The following is a 20,778-nucleotide window of genomic DNA, read 5'->3' on the forward strand; positions in this document are numbered from 1 at the left end:
ACCGGGAAAGCGACCTCCTTTGCCCATGGGCTCGCGCGCCGATGGCTGTCTCAAATCGACGTGCTAGAATCCCGCCCCATGAGTTTGGAGACACGAAACCGATGGCCGGACCGGGGCGGCCAGACGGTGCGCCACATACGGCGCGCAAGCGGCTACCGCGTTTGTCCCTCTCCAAACTATCGAACCGCTGATGGAACCGCTGATCGAACCGCTGCGCGTTCCATCAGGACTTATCCCCCGAACTTCAAACTGCGTGTCGCGCCCGGGACGGAAATGCCCCTCCGTCTGCCGCGACGCGTACGGGGGACGGAGCCATGGCTCTTGGTTTGTCGTTACCGGCGTTGGATCTGCCGACACTACAGTTCGTGACCTTTCTGCTGAGCATTGCGACAGGCATTCTGTTCATGCTCGATGCCCTGCGGCGCGACGAAGCCGAATCTCCGCGATGGTGGAGTCTGGCGTTCCTGCTTGCCACATTCTCTCCCATTCTCTATTTGCTCGCGGCGCGAAGCACGCAGCTCGCGATTCTCTATCCGTTGGGCAATGCCGTGGCGACGCTTGCGTTCGCGATGGTGTGGAGCGGCGCACGGCGCTTTTACGGCCGTAGCGTGCAGTGGGTCGGCGTGTTCGGCGGTCCGGCGATGCTGCTTTGGGGAACCTGGCTGTTTGCCAGACCGCTGGGGGCGTGGAGTGGTGGTGTGTTGTTCTTCTCGCTGCTGGCGATTTATAGCCTGATGGCGGCCAAGGAGTTCTGGCAGGCGTCGGGGCCGCGATTACCCAGCAGCATCGTGCTGGCAGTCGTGGCGGTACTGCACGGCTCGTTTTACACGGCGCGCGCCGTGGCGCTCGTCTGGCTCGGGCCGCGCGATGCCCAGTTTCTCGCGTGGTTCGGCCCGCAGGTGTCGACGACCGAAATGCTCGTACTGATTGTGGTTGCCAGTTTCCTCATGGTGTCTTTGGGCAAGGAGCGTTCCGAGATCGCACTGCATCGGGCCGCGACGCGCGACGGCCTCACGCAAACGTTCAACCGCCCGGAATTCACGCGTCTGGCTCGCGAACAGCTCCGACGTCACGGGGTCGCGCGCGCCCCCGTGGCGCTGCTGCTGCTCGACCTCGATCACTTCAAGCGCATCAACGACACCTACGGGCATCCGTTCGGCGACACTGTGCTGTTGTTGTTCGCGCGCACCGCTGCACAGCAACTGCGCTCGGACGATATCTTCGGGCGCTATGGCGGCGAGGAGTTTGCGTTGTTCCTGCCGGGCGTGGGCGCCGACGAGGCGCAGACGATCGCAGAGCGCGTGCGTGAGGCGTTCGAGCGGGCGGCATGCGTGGTGCAGGGCGAGCGGGTCGCCGCTACGGTAAGCATTGGCATTGCCTGCGACGAGCGTTCGCGCGGCGAGTTGTCGTCGCTCGTGCAACGTGCGGACCGGGCGCTGTATCAGGCCAAGGCGGCCGGTCGCAATCGCTGCGTTCGTTACACGCCGGAGACGGCGATGCCCGTTGTGGATCAGCGCGCCGACGTGACGGCGCCGGTACTGCGCGCAGCGGCGGGCGGTTGAGGTTGACGCGGGGAGGCTGCTCGGGCTCGGTCCGCGCCCGGTCCCCGCTCAGTGTCCGAACGTGAAATTCAGCCCCGCGAAGATTTGCCATTTGGGGACGTTGCCCGAATGCGCCACCGAATATTGCGGCTCGACAAAAGCATTGACGATCGTCTTGCCCATCTTCCACGCCTTGCCTGCACCGAAGCCCACCGGAATGTAGTAGCTGCCGTGTTGCAGATCGAACGTCCAGGTCCCGGTGGAGCGCAGATACCAGCCCTCAGGCAGGTTGTAGATGATGAACGGCTGCCCCGTGAGTGTCTGGACCGTCGGCCGGTCGCCCTGTCCGGCAAAGGAGTGCTGCCACTGCACCAGCGCACCGAGCAACCCCGTCTTGCTCGCATGCACGCCGACCGCTGCCAGACCGGCCTGCCATTTACCTGTGCCCAGCGATTTATCGGTCGCCGTCGGTATCGTGACCAGCGGTCCGACGCCGAACTCCATCGCCGCGCCGGGGTTCAACAAGAAGATGTCGAACAGGTTGATGTCGCCAAGCCCGGTCTTGTAGCCGCCGTTGGCGTCGGGGCGAGTGCTGATCGGTATGGTGCCGCGCAGGATCTGCGGCACGGGCACGATGCCATTCGGCCCGAGCGGCACCGTCGGACGCAGAAGGAAATCGTTCGTATGCGTGTCGCTGCCGAAAATCGACGGCGTGTAGTAGTTCTGGACGTTGAACGACGCCGCCAGATTGAGCGGGTTGTTGCTCTTGTTGGCGTCCTCGGCCGAGGTTTGCGCCTGTGCGCAAGTGCAGCCCGCCATCAGCATGCCCGTAACAAGACACCGGCGACTTAGCGTCATTACAGCCCCCCATTTCGTCGATTAGTTCATTGATGTTGCACCAATGGAGTCTGATTCTAGATTTCTCGATGATGATTTGCGATGGTTATTTGATTTTTATGATTCGATGGTAATAAAAATAATCATTCATGAAAATTAATAACTGCCATGTGGCGCCATGTTCGCGTTTCGGTCAATGCGGCTGTTGTCAAACATTGACGGCGCGGTCTGGCGGAAAGGACACGCCGATGGGTCCTTCGGGGCCGGGAGATCGCTGTCGGCAAACGATGTCGTCGGGCGGTGACGTGAACGAATTGCTTTGCGTCGGATGCAATTGCGTCATCATGATTTGAAAATTGACATTTTCGTATTGTTAAAAGAACATCGAAATGAATTTCCGAATCGATCGGTAATTTAAATACTCATTGATTCGCTTCGTTTCATTTCTGATCGTTTCCCCAAAAGGCCGGAGGAATTTGCAATGCGTCGATTGAATCGTTGTTTCCTTGCATTGGCGGTCGGCGGCATTTTCGCAGCCAGTGGACCGTCGCAGGCCGCGGACGCCAATCCGTACCCGTTCAAGCAGGGCTATCCCACGCCGACGGCGTCGCAGCACGTGCGCGCCGACGAAGCATTGCAGCGCGCGATCGTTGCGTACCGGTTCTGGTACCCGACGGTCTCGATGGAGGGCATCTACAACGGCAATCGCGCGGCCGGTATCGAAGACGGGAAGCAATGGGGTATTGCGGCCACAGGACCGCGGCAGGTCGGCTTTACGCTGAACTCCGACACGCCATATGGCTCCGCAGTGCTGGACCTTTCCGGCGGGCCGATGCTGATCGATTTGCCGCAGGGCGCTTTCATCGGACTGGTCAACGATCACAATCAGGGCTGGGTCGCCGATCTCGGACTACCGGGGCCGGACGCGGGCAAAGGGGGCAAGCACCTGATCCTGCCACCGGGGTATCAGGGCAAAGTGCCGGACAAGTCCGAGGGCTACTTCGTATCGCAATCGCCGTCGCTCAAGAATCTGCTGGCCATCCGGTCGATGCCGGTCGGTGGCGATCTGCCCAAGGCCATGGCCGCCTTCGAGACGATCAAGATTCAGCGCTGGACGCCGCAAGGTGTTACAGGACCGGCGCTGGCCATTGTCGACACCTCCAAGGTCGCGCTCGACAGCTCGTCGTTGAAGTGGGAAGGCAACTTCCAGTTCTGGGAGAAGCTCGACAAGATCATTCAGGAAGAGCCGATTCAGGGGAAGTACCTGCCGATGTACGGGTTGCTTGCGGAAGTCGGCATCGAGAAGGGCAAGCCGTTTACGCCGGACGCCCGCACGAAGGACCTGTTGGCCAGGGCCGCGCGGCTGGGACGAGACCAGATGCTGGTCTCCGCGTTCGACAGCCAGCGCGAGGGCATCAGGAACTGGCCTGATCGCCACTGGGAATGGGTGGGGTTGGTGCCGGGAACCGCACAGTTCGAGACACCGGCAGGTATGGATCTCGACGCACGCGACCGCTGGTTTGCGCAGGCGATCGTCACGTCGCCCGCGATGTTCAAGCGTGATGCCGGCGCCGGATCGCTCTACTGGCTGAGCGCACGGGACAGTCAGGGCGTCTATCTGGACGGCGGCAAGCAGTACACGCTCACCGTGCCGCAGCCGGTGCCGGGCAAGCTCTTCTGGTCGGTGACGTTGTACGACGCTCAGACCCGCTCGCAGGTGCAGACCGATCAGGACAAGGCTGCCTTACGTTCACTGTTCGAACTCAAGAACATCGATACGAGCAAGCCGGTCGTGCTCTCGTTCGGGCCGAATCCGCCCAAGGGCGATGCGTCGCACTGGATCAAGACGGTGCCGGGACGCGGCTGGTTCGCGTACTTCCGAATCTACGGACCGGAGGCGGCGGCGTTCGACAAGACGTGGAAGCCGGGCGACATCGTGCGCGAATCCGCACGCTAGGGCCAGATGGCTGGATGACGGGATGGGGGGGCGGCAGAGCAACGGCGTCGCGCGTCGCCCCAGCCGCCGCTCACCACCGCCAGCGAAGGCCGAGGGTGGCCGATACGCTCTGCTGGCGCGTGTCGTCGAGCTGTGTGAGGTAGGCGAGCGTGGCGTACACGCTCGCATTTTTGTTGAAGCGCCCCGCGACGCCGATGCCGAACTGTGCCGCCGTGCTGTTGACGCTGGAGACAATCGGTGTGGTGCCGCCGAAGACCGCGCGGCCGTCGTTGCCGAACGTATGCAACAGGTTGAACAGAAGATAAGGGCGCATCAGGCCGCGTGCGCCATCGTAATTGCCTTCCAGGCGCGCACCGATGCGTGCCAGCCAGCTATTGGTACTGTCGAACGACACCGTGGAGACGGCGTCGGAGAGGTCGTTGAGCGACTGATGCTGATAGACGATCTGCGCCTGCGGCTCCAGGGTTAGCGTCGGCGTCAGGCGGATCGGCCAACCGGTCTCGAGCGATGCCGAGATCGCCTTGCCGTGCGTGCTCGTGTTCATGCCGCTGACCGGCTTCGACTCGTATTGCATGGCAGAGCCGAGCACGACGGCATCGACGTACGCCATGCTGGGCATCACGTGTGTCCAGTACAGACCGGCGCTGTACATGTCCAATCCGAGCGAGCCCGTATGCGTATCCATCGCGCCGAGGGCGCTGCCTTGCGTGTCGCCGTATGCACGCGTCCATCCGCCGAGTATCCCGATGTGGTCGTTGTGTCCGCTATCCGTGCGGCGCGAGACGATGTCGTGACCGACCTGCACACCGCCGATGTTGCCGTCGAACTGCGGGGACACATCCCCCTTGGACCGATACTGTTCCGTTTGGCCCCAGACACGGGCCCATCCGGCGCCAAGCCATCCGTTCTCGTCGAGCAGGCCTTGCTGGCCTTGTCGCTCGTGGAAAGTCCCCATCTGGGCGAACCCTGCAACGCGCGCGATTTCCGGCATGGCTGAGTAGACCGGAACCTCCACGCGGTAGATCGGCATCGGCGCCGACCCTTCGGGGGCGGTGGGCGGGCTGCCAAGCGCGCCGACAGGGGAGAGCACTGTGCTTACGGTTTGCCCTGTGATCGGGTTGACGAAGGTGACGGCGGTGGCCACGGGCACCGTCGAGCGCAGGAACCAGCTATCGGCGGTGCCGGGCGTCGTGCCGCCTTTATAGAGGTAGTAGGTGTACGCCCCCTGACTCACGGGGCCGCTGAGCGCGAATGCACTCGCCGACGATGTGGCGCCGGCCACGGCATTGACCATCGGGATGCCGTTGCCCGTGGTCAGTCCGCCAACGCCTCCCATGTTGTTCACGGCGATGATGGTGTTGCCGCCGAGCGTGCCGCCGCTTACCGTGAGCGGTGCGACCTTCGACGTATCGTCGCCAAGCACGGTGTCGATGGCGAGCCTGCCGCTCTGGCCGGTGTAGTTGCCGAGCACGGTCAATGTGCCGTTGCCATTGCCGTCCCCGGGACGCACCGTGCCGGCATTGGTCAGGTTACCCGTGAGCGTGCCGGTGCCGGTGAGGGTTGCGCCGGAGGCGACCTGCGACGTCGCACCGCCCAGCGAACTGTTCAGGCGGAATACCCCGCGCTGGAATTGCGCCGACGTGAAGTCACCGCTCCCGGTCCACGTCCAGTCGTCACCCTGCATGTTGAGCGTACCGAAGTTGACGAAGGCATTGCTCGCGGTGCCAGTGCCTTGCAGATTGACGCGACTTACGGCGCTGGCGCCGCCGTTTGCCGTGCCGATGATCTGCGAACCCGTCTGGAGCGTGAGGGTATTGGATCGCGCGGCAGCGTTCATGGCGATGGCGGTGCCCACGTCGCTCTCGATCAACCCCGCGTTGGTGATCGTGATTGTGCCGTTGACCGTGCGCACAGCGAAGCCCTGGCGGCTGATGATCTGTCCGCCGGATTGGTTGACGATCGACGAAGTGAAGCCCGAAGCGGTGTTGGACACCACCGCGTCGCTGCTGATACCGCGGGCTTCGACGTAACCGCTGTTGGTGAAATTATTGTTGTTTCCCTGCATGAAGACGGTGAACGACCGGTTCGATGCCGTTCCGCCTGTCGTGATGAGTGTGCCGCTGTTCGTCACCGTGCTTTGCCCGCCCACGACACTGATCGCGCGGCTGCCCCCGCCATTCGCCGTGACGGTCCCGGTGTTGACGAAGGTGCTGTACAGGCCGAGACCGGAGGATTGCCCCCAGGCGGAGGTCATGCCGAATGCGTTCGGGCCGTTCACGGTAATGGTGCCGTTGTTGGTCTGCGAACCGTGGTTGCCGTTGATGGCCATGCCGTCGTTTTCGTAACCGGACGTCGAAATGACGCCGGTGGCGGTATTGACCAGTGTGTTGTAGTCATGCGCGCCGAGCATGGCGGCGCCGCGCCCGGGCTGGGGCTGGTTGGTTCCGGTGATGCCGATGGTGCCCGCGTTGGTGATCGTGCTCGATGAATCCACGGTGATCGTGGCCACGTCGGCGGTGGTGCGGTTCGATGTGACGCTGGCGCCCGGCTGCACGTTGACGGTAACGCCGGTGCTGCCGGATTGCGCCGCGACGATACTGCCGGTCGCGGTACATGTCACGGTCGTGCCGCTCGCGGGGGCGACGTTATCGCAGGCCGCCCGCGCTTGTGCGCTCAAACACAGCGATAGCGCGAGAATCATCGGCTTGAGCGGCAGCGGACATCGCACGGCGGCGAGCGCGTTGTCGGACACGACGGATAAGGACGTTGCGCAAGTCAGGGAGGAACGAGAGGATCGGGTGGGCCGAATCGCACGGGACGAGATGGTCATGTCGAACTCCTAATGGTAGCGAATCCTCGGTTCATCGGTCTTGATTCAGCTGAATTAAAATTAGATGTTTAATTCGCTTCCCACAAATGTCGTCGTTGTATTTTTGTGAGTTGTAAAAAGTTGTTACGAATGTCTCGACTTTCGTGGGAATTCATTTCGCAATCTTTTGGGCTTTCGGGATTTAAATGGTCGTTGATGTCAGGTGGGCGAAATCATGGCGTGGCGATGTTTTCCGGGCTCCTGTAAAGTGACGGAGCGCTCAATGAATTCGTGGAATCCAATCTCATGCCGTCTTCCGTCAATAATTCACTGCTCTGGGTCTTCGACCCTTTCGAACGTAACGAAACGTATTTGCGCAGGCGAATGTTCGGTTCGGAAGCCGCTTATGTGAATGGCCGGCAGTGCCTTGCGGTCATCGACCGGGATGCGCCGTGGGACGGGTTGCTCGTTTGCACGTCGCGCGAACATCACACCTCGCTCATGGAGGAGATGCCGGCGTTGCGTGCGCATCCGGTACTGGGGAAGTGGCTTTATGTCCCGCAGTCCGACGTGGCGTTCGAAGCGGTGGCGCAGCGGCTCGCGGCATTGGTGCTAGCGGGTGATCCGCGGATCGGCATCGAGCCGAAGCCGCGCAAGCCGCGCGGGGCCGCCCACAAGCGTGCGCGCAAGCTGCCTGCGTAGGCGAGGGCGGAAGAAGACGGAAGGCAGAGGGAAGGCAGAGGGAAGGGAGGGGGGAGGCCCCTCCGGATCGCCGTGCCGCGTCAGTCTGCGGCGATATGCATCAGCTCGTCGGCCGCTTCCGGCTTGCCCGGCGTTTTCTTTTTCATCCGGATGAACAGCAGCAGGGGCATGACGGCGACGGTCAGGAACAGCATCAACCGGAAGTCGTCGAGATAGGCGATCATCGCGGCCTGTCGCGTCACTTCGGCATTGAGTGCTGCCATGGCGGCCGCGCCGTAGGTCTGCAAATACGGCTCGATGCCCTGCGTAAATGGCGTAATCCGCTCGGACAGCACCGCGTGATTGATCTGCGTGTTTTGCGTGAGCAGCGTCTGCACGACCGAAATGCCGATACTGCTGCCGATGTTGCGCGACAGACTGTAGATCGCGGCGCCGTCAGCGCGGAACTGGCCGGGGAGTGTTGCGAACGTGACCGTCGTCAGCGGTACGAACACGAAACCCAGCCCAAAGCCTTGAATGACGCCTGGCCAGACGATGTCCGACGGGCTGAGCGTCAGCGAATATCCGGCCATCAGATACAGCGAATAGGCCGTCAGCGCAAAACCGAAGCCCAGCAGATAGCGTACGTCGACTTTCCCCACCAGACGTCCAACGACGAGCATGGCGGCCATCGTTCCTGCGCCGGACGGGGCTGTGACCAGGCCGGTCAGAATGGCCGGATACCCGAACAGGCTTTGCAGCATTGGCGGGAGCAGCGCGCGCGTGGCATAGAGAATGATGCCGACTACGAAGATATAGATGACGCCCGTATTGAAGTTGCGGTCGCGTAACAGTGCGCGGTTGAAGAACGAATGTTCGCCCGCTGTCCATGTGTGAACGATGAAGTACGCGAAACATATGATCGCGCCCAGCATTTCCAGCCAGATTTCCGTCGAACTGAGCCAGTCCTGTTGCTCGCCCCGGTCGAGCAGCAACTGCAACAGTCCGATGGCGAGTCCAAGCGTGACGAAACCCATGGCATCGAATTTCCCCGCCTTCTGTTCTTTGGGCTCCTTGAGATAGGCCGCGATGCCGAGGAAGGCAATGAGTCCGATGGGCAGGTTGATGTAAAAGACCCACCGCCAGTTGTAGCTGTCGGTGAGCCAGCCGCCCAACGACGGCCCGAGAATCGGCCCGACCATCACCCCCATGCCGAACACCGCCATGGCGGAGCCGTGCTTGCTCGGTGGGTTGATGTCGAGCATGGTGGCTTGCGACAGCGGTACGAGGGCCGCGCCGCAGATGCCTTGAAACAGGCGTGCCGCCACGATTTCGGTGAGTGAGTGGGCCATGCCGCACAGCGCCGAGGCGATAGTGAAGCCCGCGACCGACCACAGGAACACGCGTCGGCGCCCGAAGTGGGCGCATAGCGTGCCGGTGAGCGGCGTCGCGATGGCCGCGGCGACGATGTAGGACGTCAACACCCAGGTAATCGAGTCCTGCGACGCGGACAAGCTGCCTTGCATGTGCGGCAGCGCGACATTGGCGATGGTGCTGTCGAGTGTCTGCAACACTGTCGCCAACATGACGGATACGCTGACGAGCGCCCGGTGCTTGCCGGGATCGTCAGTTTTTGCGGGGGATGCCACGGTATTTCCTTTGGTGAATCGTCGTGCGCGCCGCAATGAAGGTGAGCGGCGCGCCCGACGGCGCTGTCCGGTGCAATGGCGTGACGCCTCGCCCGAACGTCTTGTTTGTCGACCGGCTTGTCTTGCTTGTCTCCTGCCCCTCTTTGCGTGCGTGCTATGGCGTTGCCGTCTCCTGTTTCATGCGACTGGTGTCGCGCATCCCCCTGACGGGCTTTGCCGGCGCGCCAGCGTCGGCCTCGGTGCGTGTCAGGTTTGCCAGCACTTTGCCCAGCAGTCGGGAAAGCTCGGCGCGTTCGGCTGGGCTCAGGTCGGCAAGCGCGTCGCGCTCCACCCCATTGGCGAACGCCACGATGGTGTCGATCTCGGCTTCGGACGCCTGCGTCAGATAAAGCAGATGAGCGCGCTTGTCGTGCGGATCGCGCTCGCGCCGCACCAGCCCTTTCTCGCGCAGGCGATCGAGCAACCGCACAAGCGCCATGGGCGTAAGTTCCATGCGCTCGGCCAGTTCGGCCTGCGTCTGCACGCCATAGCGGTGCAGCGTCACCAGCACGCGGCATTGCGCTCGCGTCAGGTCGAAGTTGCCCCGGGCGCGCCGGTCGAAGTGCCGCGAGTAGACGCGCGCGACATCATGAACCAGCGTGCCGAACCGGGAGGACCAATCGATTTTCGACATGGTGTCGTCTTCACGCAAAGGTGGATGGAGCCTGCGGACGGACAAGGCAATGGCGTCCGCGTGTTGCCACGGCCCATGGCCTGTCGTCCGGCAAATTGATAAACAGGTTTAGCATTTTGCCAGAGTCACTCTTTGGACGGCAACTGTCGTAAATAGGTGACAGCGAATCGGATCGGAGCGCGCAAAGCAGCCGGTTTGTGGCGGTTTGGGGCGGTGCGACGGGGGTTCGCGGGCGGTCGACACGACAAACGGCAGGGGCGCCGTAGCGGCCCCATCGAAATGTGAAAAACCTAGCGAAAATAAGCACTTGACACTTCGCCTCGGCGGGTCAAGAAAGGCATTGTGCGGTGCACCGGCGAGAACGCCCGTGCACCGCACCAAACCCTTTCATTGACCTTAAGGAGTGTCAATCATGTTTGACCTTGCCCAAGCTTCGGACGTCCTCTCCATCCCGCGCGTCGATTTCCCGAGCGGCAATCGTCGCCCGGCGGCGTCGCCCGCTGCGGCCCGCGCGCCGGTAGCCGACTTGCCGCAGACGACGGCGCTGCGCGAGGAGCGTCTGCCTTTCGTCGTCACGATTGCGGGAGACGAATCGTCGTTGCGCGACGCCGTCGCCATGCGTCAGGCCGCTTACGGGCGCCATCTGCCCGATCTGGCCGCCACGCTCAGCGAGCCGGAGACCAGTGACCGGGAGCCGGGTGCCATCGTTCTCGTGGCGCGTGCCCGCCTCGACGGCGCGGTGCTCGGCACGATGCGCATTCAGACCAATCGCTATCAGGCGTTGCATCTTGAGGATTCCGCACCGTTGCCGGCGTGGCTCGATCGTGCGGCGCTGGCCGAGGCCACACGCCTCGGCGTGGTCGCTGGCCCAGTCGGACGCGTCGTCAAGACGGCGCTTTTCAAGGCTTTTTACCAGTATTGCCTGCTCTCGGGGATTGACTGGATGGTGATTACGGCGCGTCCGCCGTTGCATCGACAGTACGAAGCGCTGATGTTTGCCGATGTGTTTCCGGGACAGGATCTGATTCCGATGGCGCACGTTGGCGGGATCGGGCACCGGGTGCTGGCGCTTGACGTCGCACAGGCGCGCACCCGTTGGCAATTGGCAGGGCATCCGTTGTTTGCCTACATGTGCCTGACGCATCATCCCGACCTGCGCCTCGGCATGCCGGGCGAGAAGCCGGAAGGGGCAGAGGTGGGCGCCCCAGAGCGGGGCCGCGAGGTCGGGCCTTTGGCGGTCGAAGCCAGTGTTGGCGCGCATTTGCGGGATTTATCTTTTAGTGCCGACGAGGTACGATGCGTAGCAGCAGGCTTCAGCCTGGCGGTGTAATGCCGTTATGCGAATTAACGTTATCCCGTCGCGTCCCGCATGGGTTTTCGGGTGGCGAAGGCGGTGACGAGAAATACGGGCAAGAGACACCTGACCGTGCAGGCCGAAAGACTGGCCGCACGGGACAGGGCCGGCCCGGCCGGCAAGGTACGCCGCAACGCGAGTTGCAAGGCGAGCCTTGTCCGGGATTCGACACGGGGGCGACCAACGAGATAAGGGCACAAGAGGCATATGGCGGGGGACCTCGGCAACGAGCGTGACGATCACGGCCGTAATACGAATGATTTCTCCGATGAGCTGAGCGAACTCACCGGCGCGCGGCGCCGTTGGCGCATCACCGCGAGGCTCGACGAACTCTTTCGAAGCATCTCCCTGTATGCCGTGCCCGCTGCCATCATGCTGCTCTCGGGCATCGTGCTCCTGTTTCAGGAAAGCCAGTACGCCGTGCGCGGTGCAACGCCGCTGAGTTTTCAGGCGCAAGGCGATCTTCCCGCAACGTTCGGTCCATCTATGGCGCAAGGCGCGCTCGAGCATGTGCCGGCCGTGCAGCAGTTCAGTACGCATTTGTCCGAAACGCCGGTCTGGTTCCGATTCACCGTACCGCCTGTGGGCGGCGATGAGCGCACCGTCATCGAATTCCCTTCGCGCCACGCGCAGACGCTGGCGTGTTGGCGAAACCCGGACGCCCCGGCCATCGGCCGCGCCGACCGCAGCGGCGTGAGCGGGGCGATACGGGTGTCCAAAGCCGGTTTCGCAATCGATCTCGGTCACATCGTCGAGCCGGTCGCACTGCTGTGTCAGGGCACGTTTTCCGGCCCGGCACATCTCTCGCTGACGGCCTGGCCGGGCGCCGAGCTTCGTATTTCCGAGAAGGAATTTCATCGTAGCAATGGTCTGCTCGAGGGCGGTCTGCTGACGCTGTCGGCATTCGTGCTGGTCACCGCCATCATCAACAAGGAATGGCTCTACGTCCTTTTCGCGGCATGGCTCATCGGCAACCTGCGGCTCGCGGCGAACTCGCTGGGCGCCGACACGCAATGGCTCGAGCGTGCCATTCCGATGGATTGGGACGCGCTGGTGCGCAAGGCGACGTTTGCGGTCTATTACGTGCTGACGTACTCGCTGTTCACGCAGTTGTTCAAGAAGGAACTGCAGCGCATTGGCTTGCGATGGATGGTGATGGTGCTGCAATGGGCTGGCGTGGTGCTGTGCTGCGCGGCGATCGCATTGCCTTATGCGCACTTCATCCCCGTACTGTGGGCGGTGGCGGCGCTTGGCATCGTGATCGTGCTGGTATTGCTTGCGCGGATTCTCGTACTGACCCATTCGCGGGTCGCCGTGTGGTACAGCGCGTCGCTCGCCATCGTGCTGTTCGCCACGTTTTCCGAAGTGATCGCAGCGGCCTTCAACGCCAGGGCGTTATCGTCGGCGCTCAACAGTGTGACCGCGGCGCTGTTCTCGAGCCTGATGGCGGCACTCGCCATTGCGGAGCAGATGCGCATGGAGCACAAGGGCAAGCTCGAAGCCCAGACCGAGTTGCGCAATGCCTACGACGTCACGCCCGTGGGTCTGTTCACGCTTAACGATGAGGGCGTGTTCGTGCGAGGCAACGCCGCGCTGCACACCATGCTGGGCATTCCCCATGCCGGCGGACGTACCTACCGCTGGGACCAGTACTTCGGCCAAAGCACCTGGCGCATGCTGCTCGACGTTGCACAGCACAGCGACGAGTCCGAGCTCGAAATCCTCTCGTTGCCGCGCGACGACGGGCGCGTGAGCCGTTATCTCGTCAAGGCGATCTTCTCGGACGGTCGCATCGAAGGATCGTTGCAGGACATTACGGAACGTGCCCGCACGATGGAGCAATTGCGCTATCTGGCGGAGAACGACCCGCTCACCGGTGTCTCGAACCGGCGGGGCATCGAGAAGGCGCTCGGCGAGGCGATTCGCACGCTGTCCGAGGACCGTCCGGCGGCGTTGGCCTACCTGGATCTGGACCGTTTCAAACTCGTCAACGATCTGTTTGGCCATGCGGCCGGCGACGAGGTGTTGCGCCAGGCCTGTGACCGGATGCGTGCACGTCTGTCGACCGAGCAAAGCGTCGGGCGCACCGGGGGCGACGAATTCATCGTGGTCTTTCGCGACGCCACGATCAAGGAAGCCGCCGCGGTGGCGCGCCGTCTGGTCGACGCCATTGCGGGCGAGCCTTATCAGATCGGCGATCGGGCGTTTCAGGTGCGTGCGTCTGCGGGCGTGATCGAGCTGACGACGGATATGCGCGTGCCAGACGCCATTTCGTCCGCCGACCGGGCTTGCCGCGAGGCGAAGAAGAGCCGACGCGAGCTGGTCGTCTACGAGCGCGGCGCGGCGGCGTTTCGAGAACGGCTCGCCGAGCTGCGTCTGATCGATGCGCTCGATGCGGGTCTGACACCCAATACGCTCTTTCTCGAGATGCAACCGATCATGGAGATGGCCTCGCCTGGCGAGTCATTGAACTTCGAAGTGCTGCTACGCATGCGCGATTCGGACGGCAACGTCGTGCCTGCGTCACGCATCATCAGCGCGGCCGAGGAGAACGGCACCATCGGCATGATCGACAAATGGGTGCTCACGAACACGCTCGCGTGGATCGACGCCCATCGCGACCAGCTCTCGAAGACCCGCTTCGTGTGTGTGAATCTCTCGGGGGCATCGCTCAACGACGAGCATTTCGTGCGGGACATCTTCGCGACGCTCGCCGCGCACGAGCGCTCGGTGGGCTTGCTGTGTATCGAAATTACGGAGACGGTGGCGCTTCACGATCTGGACAACACCCGGCGCTTCGTCGACCGCATCCATCAGTTGGGCGGACGCATCGCGCTCGATGATTTCGGCGCAGGCTTCAGTTCGTTTTCCTATCTCAAGGACCTGGCGGTCGACGCCATCAAGATCGACGGTGCCTTCGTCAAGAGTATGGCGGCGCACCCGGCCAATCTGGCGATCGTCGAGGCCATCGTGGCGCTGGCAAAGAATCTCGGCATTCGCAGCGTGGCGGAATGGGTGGAAGATGCCTCCACGCTCGAAGCGCTCTCGGAACTTGGCGTCGACTACGTGCAAGGTTTTCTGATCGCGCGCCCGCAAACGCCGGAGGCCATTCTCGCCGCCGACTCTGCGGCGAGCTTCGTGCGTGACCCGCAACTCTGCGCCTTGCTCGTCGAGCTGGAGAAGTCCTTTTATCCGCGTCCGAGCGGGAGCGCTGCGCTGCACTGAGCGTTGGCGGGGGTTCAGGATCGCTGACGAACTGCGGGAACGAAGGGCCGGAACCGTTCCCTTGCAAGGCGCATCAATCGCGTTTTCTTATTCAGCATTGTCTGTATTTCGCGCAATGCTGTATTTCTCGACAAATTTCCTTTCTCGCCTGACAGGCTGATTGCATCGGCCCGGAAACCCGCATGAGCCGGGGATTCCGGTGTCAAGCATGTCGCTGGTCATCTGCGCTTGAAGGTAACTCAGTGTAAGATTTCCAACTGGAATAAATCTTGTCCCGGGCAAAGTCCGGGTGGCAGAATTTATTCATCGACGTGATGGGGCAACGTCTTCATGCGATTTGTGAGCCGGACCGCAAGCTTGGGGGCAACGCGGCGCAGCACCGCTCACAGAGACTCGGCATTTGATCGACACGCGATACGTAACTGCGTAATGACTACGTAACGGGGTTAGGACCGTCCGTCCCAAAGGCGAGCGCGGCGCAACCAGAACACCTAACCAGAACAACGACAATGTTTTCGACCTTCCTTAAACTCGTCTACCGTCACAGCCATACGGCCAGGTGGTGGCACAACGAACGGTTGTGGCCGCATGCGCGCATCGAGCGCGATGCGATGGGGGCCATCCAACGATTCACGTGGCGCGGGCGTCATGTGCCGCTCGCGCGTCGCGCAGAACTGCAACGTCTGCGACGCCTGCCGTGCCATATCATTGCCAGCGGTCCGTCGATCGCCGAGATCGACTACGAGGCGCTGCCCATGCATCACGTCATGGGCGTGAACGGTGCGATTGCGCTGAGCGCCCATGCACCGGTCAAATTCGATTACTACTGCATTCTCGATGCGGGTTTCGTGCGTCAGCGCCCGGACCTTGCGCGCCGCATCGTGGCGCGCGATCTGGTTCTGTTCGTCACGCCGGTCGTGCTTGCGCGGCTGCTCGAGAAGTTCCCGACCTCGGCCTTCGGCTGCCGCTTCTATCTCGTCGACGATATTTTCAAGCGTGGCTTCGAAGCGGCGCGCACAACGTCCATGCTGCGTGGCGACGCACAGGTCGCGGCCAGTGCGTCGTTCCTGAGCGACGAAAGCCAGATCGGCTTCAGCTTCGATATCGATAACGGTTTCTTCCACGGCGGCACGGTGGCGTATTTCGCGTTGCAGGTTGCCACGTGGCTGGGTTTTACCGAGATGTACATGCATGGGTTGGACCTGCGCGATGCCTCGCAGACGCCGCGCTTCTACGAGACGATGCAGACGCGCGCACCCACCCGTCTGGACGCGGAGTTCGCCACGCTCATCGAGCCCTCGTTCCGACACGCCGCTAAAGTGCTTCGCGCGCGCGGGGTGCGCGTCGAGAATCTGTCGCCCACCAGTGCACTCGGCGAGGACATTTTCGCCAAGGTCGACTGGCGCTCGCTGCGCCGCCGGAACCTGAGCCTGGTGGTGCCGGACGAGGCGTTGCCGGTCGCCGCCGTCGAGCATGTGGCGGTGGACACCTTATCGACATTGCGTCCCACCGGAACGCATGGTCGCGCATAACGCCCACGCATAACGCCCCACGCATAACTCAGGGCCCCGGCACGCCGGGCGCGCAAAAGTCCGTGCAGTCGGGCCGCCGAGGGGTGACCTACCTGCTACAATCGCTCTCCGGGTTTTCCTGAAGCAATGAGCGATTATGGGGTTTGGCTGGTTCGGACTGTCGACGTTTTGGTTGCTGGCGTTGTGCTGGCCTGGCGTACGGGGTCTGCTTGGCGGTGAGATAAGAATCTTCGGCCCCGGCACGCTCCGTATGCTGCTTGGCGTTCCGCTCACGATGGTGTCGAGCGCCACGCTCGCTGCGCTCACCGGCGCAGACGGCAGCACCGCCGGCGGCAGCGTCGGCCAGTCTCTGGCGCACGGCATGCAGGTTGCGCTGGGAGGCACGCTCGCGATGGGCGTTGCCGGCTTTGTCCTCCTTTTCTCCCTTCCTCTTGTCTTCGGCGCCACTTGGTGGGGCATGCTCTCGCGCGGCCCATCGAGCGGCGAAGATGACGATGCGCCGGCGTTCGAGCTGCGTGATTCACGTGAGTCGCGTTTCGACGCCATCGCGCGCGCGCCGGCGCGCGGCCTGTCGCAGATGTCGTTCGACCCGGCAGAACCTGGCGATCGCAGTGATCGCAGCGAGCGGGGCAGCTTCACGCCTACGGTCGGTCAAGGTCATCACAACGTTGGTAGCCTGACGCAAGAGCCGGTGCCGCGCCGCCGCGGACTTGCTGCGCAGCCGCGCTGGAAGTTGACCGACGAAGAGCGCGCAAGGCTCGACGCCATGCAACCGCCGCCATTGGCCATTCGCGGTGCGCCGCGCGCCGAACCATCGTTCGGTGGCAGCGCACGGATTCGCCCGACAGGCAAGGGCGCGTTGGCCGGACGCTCGGGCGCGGCGCTCGGCGCCACAGTGGGCACGGCAGGTGCCGCCGCCGCTGCCAGTCACGCCCCCGGCGCGAGCCGTGCCGTCTTGCCGCGTGGCACTTACGCGAGCGGACCGAACCGAGGCGATGCCCTTCGCATGACCGAATTCGTTCGTGCCGAGCCCGGGCTGTCGTCGCGCGAACCACGCATGGCGATGCCTAATGGGACAGCGGGGGCAGCGGGAGCAGCGGGCCCTCACGCGATGTCGTCTCCGATGGCGCCACGGGCGACCTCTGTGGCGTCGTCGGCCGCAACACGTACAACGACAGGCGCAACGACAGGCGCAACGACGGGCACAACTGCGGACGCAACGTCGCCCGTGGATCCTTTGCATTCGACGTCGATTCCGGGGACGACGGGCTATCGACGTCCCGTTGGCATGGCCCCGGCGCACTTGCGCGGCACGGTCGTGCACAGCCCGTTCCGCAAGCCGCAACTGGGACTGGAGGATGTTCCGCCGCGCGGGGCGCCGGCCGTGGCGCCGCGAACGCAGGTCCCCATCGATCCGACGATAACTCCCGCAACCGGTGGTGCGACGCCGTCGAACCTCCAGGCGACGGCCTCGACGCCAGACGCCGCCGGTGCTTCGACTCCGGTCGGCGCCGTGGCGCGTTCCGCTGCGGGACCTGTCATGCGGGGGGCGGCGTCGTGGTCGGCCACAGATGCCGCCACGCCGTTGGCGTCCGACGTTTCCGATTTCTCACCCATCGACTGGTCGGTCAACGACATGGATACGCCGCCGGTCGAAGCCGCGTCTCAAGGACCGACGCCGGAGATGCTCGCTCAGGCCGAAGCCGCTCGTGTGGCGGAGCAGACACGTATCGCAGCCATGGCCGCGCTGCGCAACGAAGCCGAGGCGCTGCTTCGCGATCTGCGTCAGTGGAGCCGTACCGATACTGTGGAGGGGGACGACGTGACGTCCGCCGAGCCGCCTCCGGCGCCCGCGCGAAGCGATGTGACGGCAATTGCCGTCGCGCCGGTGGAAGGGGGGGCAGAGCGTGGGGTTAGGGGAGGAACCGTTGAAGCGGCTGGCATGGCCCAACGAGAGCCATCGACCGACCCGATGCCACCCACTGCGTCACCCGCCCAGCCGGAAGCGCTCGCGACGGATACGTCGCTCGCGCCGGAGGACGTCCTCAATCTGCCGCCGACGGTGCTTTTGCCGAAGTCCGCCGTCGCCGCAGCGTCTGCGCCGGTAGCACCGCTTGCGCACGCATCGGCCGCAGCGCCGTCGCGCCCCTTTGTTTTCGCTGACGTGCTCGCGAGTGTCGTCGTCGATGACGCGCCGCGCGAACGCAGCGCACCGAACTACCCGACGGGCCCGACCGCACCAGGCGAACCCGCATTCGTGTCTGTGGCACGACCTCAGGTCATTGAAGCGACGCCGGCGCCTGCGCCATCGCCACCGACCGCCGTCACCGAAGCACCGTTCGACATGACGGACGACCGGCCGCCGTTCGAGGTTGCCGATATGTCGGAGGTCGCCGATGTGTCGGCCAGTCCCGAGACTTCCGGCGAGTGCGCAACTGGCGAAATCGACGACGGGGGCGGCGACCTTGCACCGTTGTCCAAGCCGCACTACGTGCTGCGTGCCGACGGCACATGGGCGCGCGCCGATGGTGTGCCGATGACGAGCGAGGAAGTCAGGGCGCGCGGGCATCTCGCTGCACAAGCGACTGCGCCCTCGACGTCCCCTGCGCCGTCCGTCCCCGCGATCCCGTCCTTCGGGGCGTTGTCTCCGGCGGACCCGCCCGCCGCGAACTTCTCGCCGGACACGCCTTACGAACTCCCGCCGCCGCGCGTGGCCATCGATTACGACTTGCCGGCGCTGGACTTGCTGTCGCCGGCGACCTCGCAAGACATTGCCGACGTCGTATCCGATGCAGCACTCGCCGCTGTCAGCCAGTTGATCGAACAGCGCCTTGCCGAATTCAAGGTGCCGGTCACGGTCGTCGGGGCGTCCGCCGGGCCGGTGATCACGCGTTTTGAAGTCGAACCAGCGGTCGGCGTGCGCGGTGCACAGGTCGTCGGTCTCATGAAAGATCTGGCGCGGGCGTTGGGTGTCACGTCGATTCGCGTCGTCGAGACGATTCCCGGCAAGACCTGCATGGGGCTTGAACTGCCCAATGCGCAGCGTCAGATGATCCGACTGTCCGAAATTCTGACGGCGCCCGCGTTCGACTCGCATCGTTCGCGCCTTGCTTTGGCGATGGGCAAGGACATTACCGGCGAGCCGGTCGTGGCCGATCTGGCCCGCGCGCCGCACTTGCTGGTCGCCGGCACGACCGGCTCGGGCAAGTCGGTGGCGGTCAACGCCATGATTCTGTCGTTGCTGTACAAGGCGACGCCGGACGACGTGCGCCTGATCATGATCGACCCGAAAATGCTGGAACTGTCCGTCTACGGCGGCATTCCGCATCTGCTCGCCCCCGTTGTCACCGATATGAAGCAGGCCGCGCACGCGCTGAACTGGTGCGTGGGCGAGATGGAAAAGCGCTACCGGCTGATGTCGGCGCTCGGCGTACGTAATCTGGCCGGCTACAACGAGAAGATCGACGCGGCGCGTGCCGCCGGCGAGAAGGTGAGCAACCCGTTCTCGCTCACGCCGGACGCGCCCGAGCCGCTGGATCGGCTGCCGTTCATCGTCGTCGTCATCGACGAACTGGCCGACCTCATGATGGTGGCGGGCAAGAAGATCGAAGAGCTGATCGCACGCCTCGCGCAGAAGGCGCGGGCGGCCGGCATCCACCTGATTCTGGCGACGCAGCGCCCGTCGGTGGACGTCATCACGGGCCTGATCAAGGCGAACATTCCTACGCGCGTCGCGTTTCAGGTGTCATCGAAAATCGACTCCCGCACGATTCTCGACCAGATGGGGGCGGAGTCGCTGCTCGGCCAGGGCGACATGCTGTTCCTGCCGCCGGGCACCGGTTACCCGCAGCGCGTGCACGGCGCATTCGTGGCAGATGACGAGGTGCATCGCGTCGTTCAGCACTGGCAGCAGTACGGCGAACCGGACTACGACGAAGCCATCCTCGCGGGAGATCCGGCGGACGCCGCCTCGGCCGACCTGTTCGGCGACACGGGCGGGGATGCTGAGGCCGATCCGCTGTACGACGAGGCCGCCGCGTTCGTGCTGAACTCGCGGCGCGCGTCGATCTCCGCCGTGCAGCGGCAATTGCGTATCGGTTACAACCGTGCGGCGCGACTCATCGAGCAGATGGAAGCGGCGGGGCTCGTTACGCCCATGGGGCGAAACGGCACGCGCGAAGTCGTCGCGCCGGGCGACTGATTTCGCGAATAATCGCTCTCGCTTACAACTCCCTTACGACCCGTCACCCGAGTCGAACTCTTTGGCACTCCGTGCCGTTCTCCAGACACGCGCCGTACATGGGCGCGTGACGCCAAATGGCTTGGAAACCCGCATCAAATGGTGCTAACGGGGCGCAAACCCGCGTCCCCGTAGGGGTATTCCCGCCTTTGCGGGCGAAACTCAGCGATCACATAATCGGCGCGCTAGGTTGGTCGTTCGACGCGTGCTTGACGGTATCGCCCTGATACGAATTACAAGGACCGGGGCGGTGTGAGGGGGGCAATATCCCGTGAATCGC

11 protein-coding genes are annotated in these 20,778 nt (G+C 63.7%); 7 read left to right on the top strand and 4 right to left on the bottom strand.

Annotated features, from left to right (window positions below; translation table 11 throughout):
• Positions 1 to 314 precede the first annotated feature (314 nt).
• Positions 315 to 1,562, top strand: coding sequence for a GGDEF domain-containing protein (locus tag UC34_RS11635; RefSeq protein WP_052810993.1), 1,248 nt, complete (start codon positions 315 to 317; stop codon positions 1,560 to 1,562).
• A gap of 48 nt (positions 1,563 to 1,610) precedes the next feature.
• On the opposite strand, the gene UC34_RS11640 is transcribed toward UC34_RS11635, so the two are convergent.
• A complete protein-coding gene (locus tag UC34_RS11640; protein ID WP_044455688.1) occupies positions 1,611 to 2,399 on the bottom strand; it encodes a hypothetical protein in 789 nt (262 codons plus the stop codon).
• A gap of 460 nt (positions 2,400 to 2,859) precedes the next feature.
• On the opposite strand from UC34_RS11640, the gene UC34_RS11645 reads away from it, so the two are divergent.
• Entirely contained in the window at positions 2,860 to 4,335 is a 1,476-nt protein-coding gene (locus UC34_RS11645) for a DUF1254 domain-containing protein (RefSeq protein WP_044455689.1), read from the top strand.
• 70 nt (positions 4,336 to 4,405) lie between these two features.
• Here the strand turns inward: UC34_RS11645 and UC34_RS11650 are convergent, their stop codons facing one another.
• Positions 4,406 to 7,165, bottom strand: a complete 2,760-nt coding sequence (locus tag UC34_RS11650; RefSeq protein WP_084070553.1) for an autotransporter family protein — start codon at positions 7,163 to 7,165, stop codon at positions 4,406 to 4,408.
• A 285-nt stretch (positions 7,166 to 7,450) separates the two neighbouring features.
• Between UC34_RS11650 and UC34_RS11655 the strand changes: the two genes are divergently transcribed.
• Complete coding sequence (locus UC34_RS11655) at positions 7,451 to 7,846, top strand: hypothetical protein (RefSeq protein ID WP_044455690.1); 396 nt, start codon at positions 7,451 to 7,453, stop codon at positions 7,844 to 7,846.
• Positions 7,847 to 7,926: 80 nt separating this feature from the next.
• Here UC34_RS11655 and UC34_RS11660 read toward each other — a convergent pair whose 3' ends face one another.
• Both UC34_RS11660 and UC34_RS11665 read right to left on the bottom strand, forming a co-directional pair.
• Positions 7,927 to 9,411 carry an MDR family MFS transporter gene (locus tag UC34_RS11660; protein ID WP_237165330.1) on the bottom strand — a complete coding sequence of 495 codons (1,485 nt, stop codon included), beginning with the start codon at positions 9,409 to 9,411 and terminating at the stop codon, positions 7,927 to 7,929.
• Between the two features lie 217 nt (positions 9,412 to 9,628).
• The gene (locus UC34_RS11665; protein ID WP_052810995.1) at positions 9,629 to 10,147 is read right to left on the bottom strand and encodes a MarR family winged helix-turn-helix transcriptional regulator; all 519 of its coding nucleotides are present in this window, start codon (positions 10,145 to 10,147) and stop codon (positions 9,629 to 9,631) included.
• A 412-nt stretch (positions 10,148 to 10,559) separates the two neighbouring features.
• Between UC34_RS11665 and UC34_RS11670 the strand changes: the two genes are divergently transcribed.
• From UC34_RS11670 to UC34_RS11685, 4 genes are all read left to right on the top strand, one after another.
• Positions 10,560 to 11,477, top strand: coding sequence for an N-acyl amino acid synthase FeeM domain-containing protein (locus tag UC34_RS11670; protein ID WP_052810996.1), 918 nt, complete (start codon positions 10,560 to 10,562; stop codon positions 11,475 to 11,477).
• 231 nt (positions 11,478 to 11,708) lie between these two features.
• Positions 11,709 to 14,726, top strand: coding sequence for a putative bifunctional diguanylate cyclase/phosphodiesterase (locus tag UC34_RS11675; protein WP_052810997.1), 3,018 nt, complete (start codon positions 11,709 to 11,711; stop codon positions 14,724 to 14,726).
• Between the two features lie 509 nt (positions 14,727 to 15,235).
• Positions 15,236 to 16,258 carry a hypothetical protein gene (locus tag UC34_RS11680; RefSeq protein ID WP_157123152.1) on the top strand — a complete coding sequence of 341 codons (1,023 nt, stop codon included), beginning with the start codon at positions 15,236 to 15,238 and terminating at the stop codon, positions 16,256 to 16,258.
• Between the two features lie 250 nt (positions 16,259 to 16,508).
• On the top strand, positions 16,509 to 20,459 hold the full coding sequence (locus UC34_RS11685) for a DNA translocase FtsK (RefSeq protein ID WP_157123154.1): 3,951 nt from the start codon (positions 16,509 to 16,511) through the stop codon (positions 20,457 to 20,459).
• Positions 20,460 to 20,778: the final 319 nt, after the last annotated feature.

Source organism: Pandoraea vervacti (assembly GCF_000934605.2).
In the GTDB taxonomy this organism is placed as follows: Bacteria; Pseudomonadota; Gammaproteobacteria; order Burkholderiales; family Burkholderiaceae; genus Pandoraea; species Pandoraea vervacti.

What these genes read in the sequence shown, in the direction of transcription:
- UC34_RS11635 (WP_052810993.1), top strand. Translation starts at nt 315, where the DNA reads ATGGCTCTTGGTTTGTCGTTACCGGCGTTGGATCTGCCGACACTACAG.
- UC34_RS11640 (WP_044455688.1), bottom strand. Translation starts at nt 2,399, where the DNA reads ATGACGCTAAGTCGCCGGTGTCTTGTTACGGGCATGCTGATGGCGGGC.
- UC34_RS11645 (WP_044455689.1), top strand. Translation starts at nt 2,860, where the DNA reads ATGCGTCGATTGAATCGTTGTTTCCTTGCATTGGCGGTCGGCGGCATT.
- UC34_RS11650 (WP_084070553.1), bottom strand. Translation starts at nt 7,165, where the DNA reads ATGACCATCTCGTCCCGTGCGATTCGGCCCACCCGATCCTCTCGTTCC.
- UC34_RS11655 (WP_044455690.1), top strand. Translation starts at nt 7,451, where the DNA reads ATGCCGTCTTCCGTCAATAATTCACTGCTCTGGGTCTTCGACCCTTTC.
- UC34_RS11660 (WP_237165330.1), bottom strand. Translation starts at nt 9,411, where the DNA reads ATGTTGGCGACAGTGTTGCAGACACTCGACAGCACCATCGCCAATGTC.
- UC34_RS11665 (WP_052810995.1), bottom strand. Translation starts at nt 10,147, where the DNA reads ATGTCGAAAATCGATTGGTCCTCCCGGTTCGGCACGCTGGTTCATGAT.
- UC34_RS11670 (WP_052810996.1), top strand. Translation starts at nt 10,560, where the DNA reads ATGTTTGACCTTGCCCAAGCTTCGGACGTCCTCTCCATCCCGCGCGTC.
- UC34_RS11675 (WP_052810997.1), top strand. Translation starts at nt 11,709, where the DNA reads ATGGCGGGGGACCTCGGCAACGAGCGTGACGATCACGGCCGTAATACG.
- UC34_RS11680 (WP_157123152.1), top strand. Translation starts at nt 15,236, where the DNA reads ATGTTTTCGACCTTCCTTAAACTCGTCTACCGTCACAGCCATACGGCC.
- UC34_RS11685 (WP_157123154.1), top strand. Translation starts at nt 16,509, where the DNA reads ATGCTGCTTGGCGTTCCGCTCACGATGGTGTCGAGCGCCACGCTCGCT.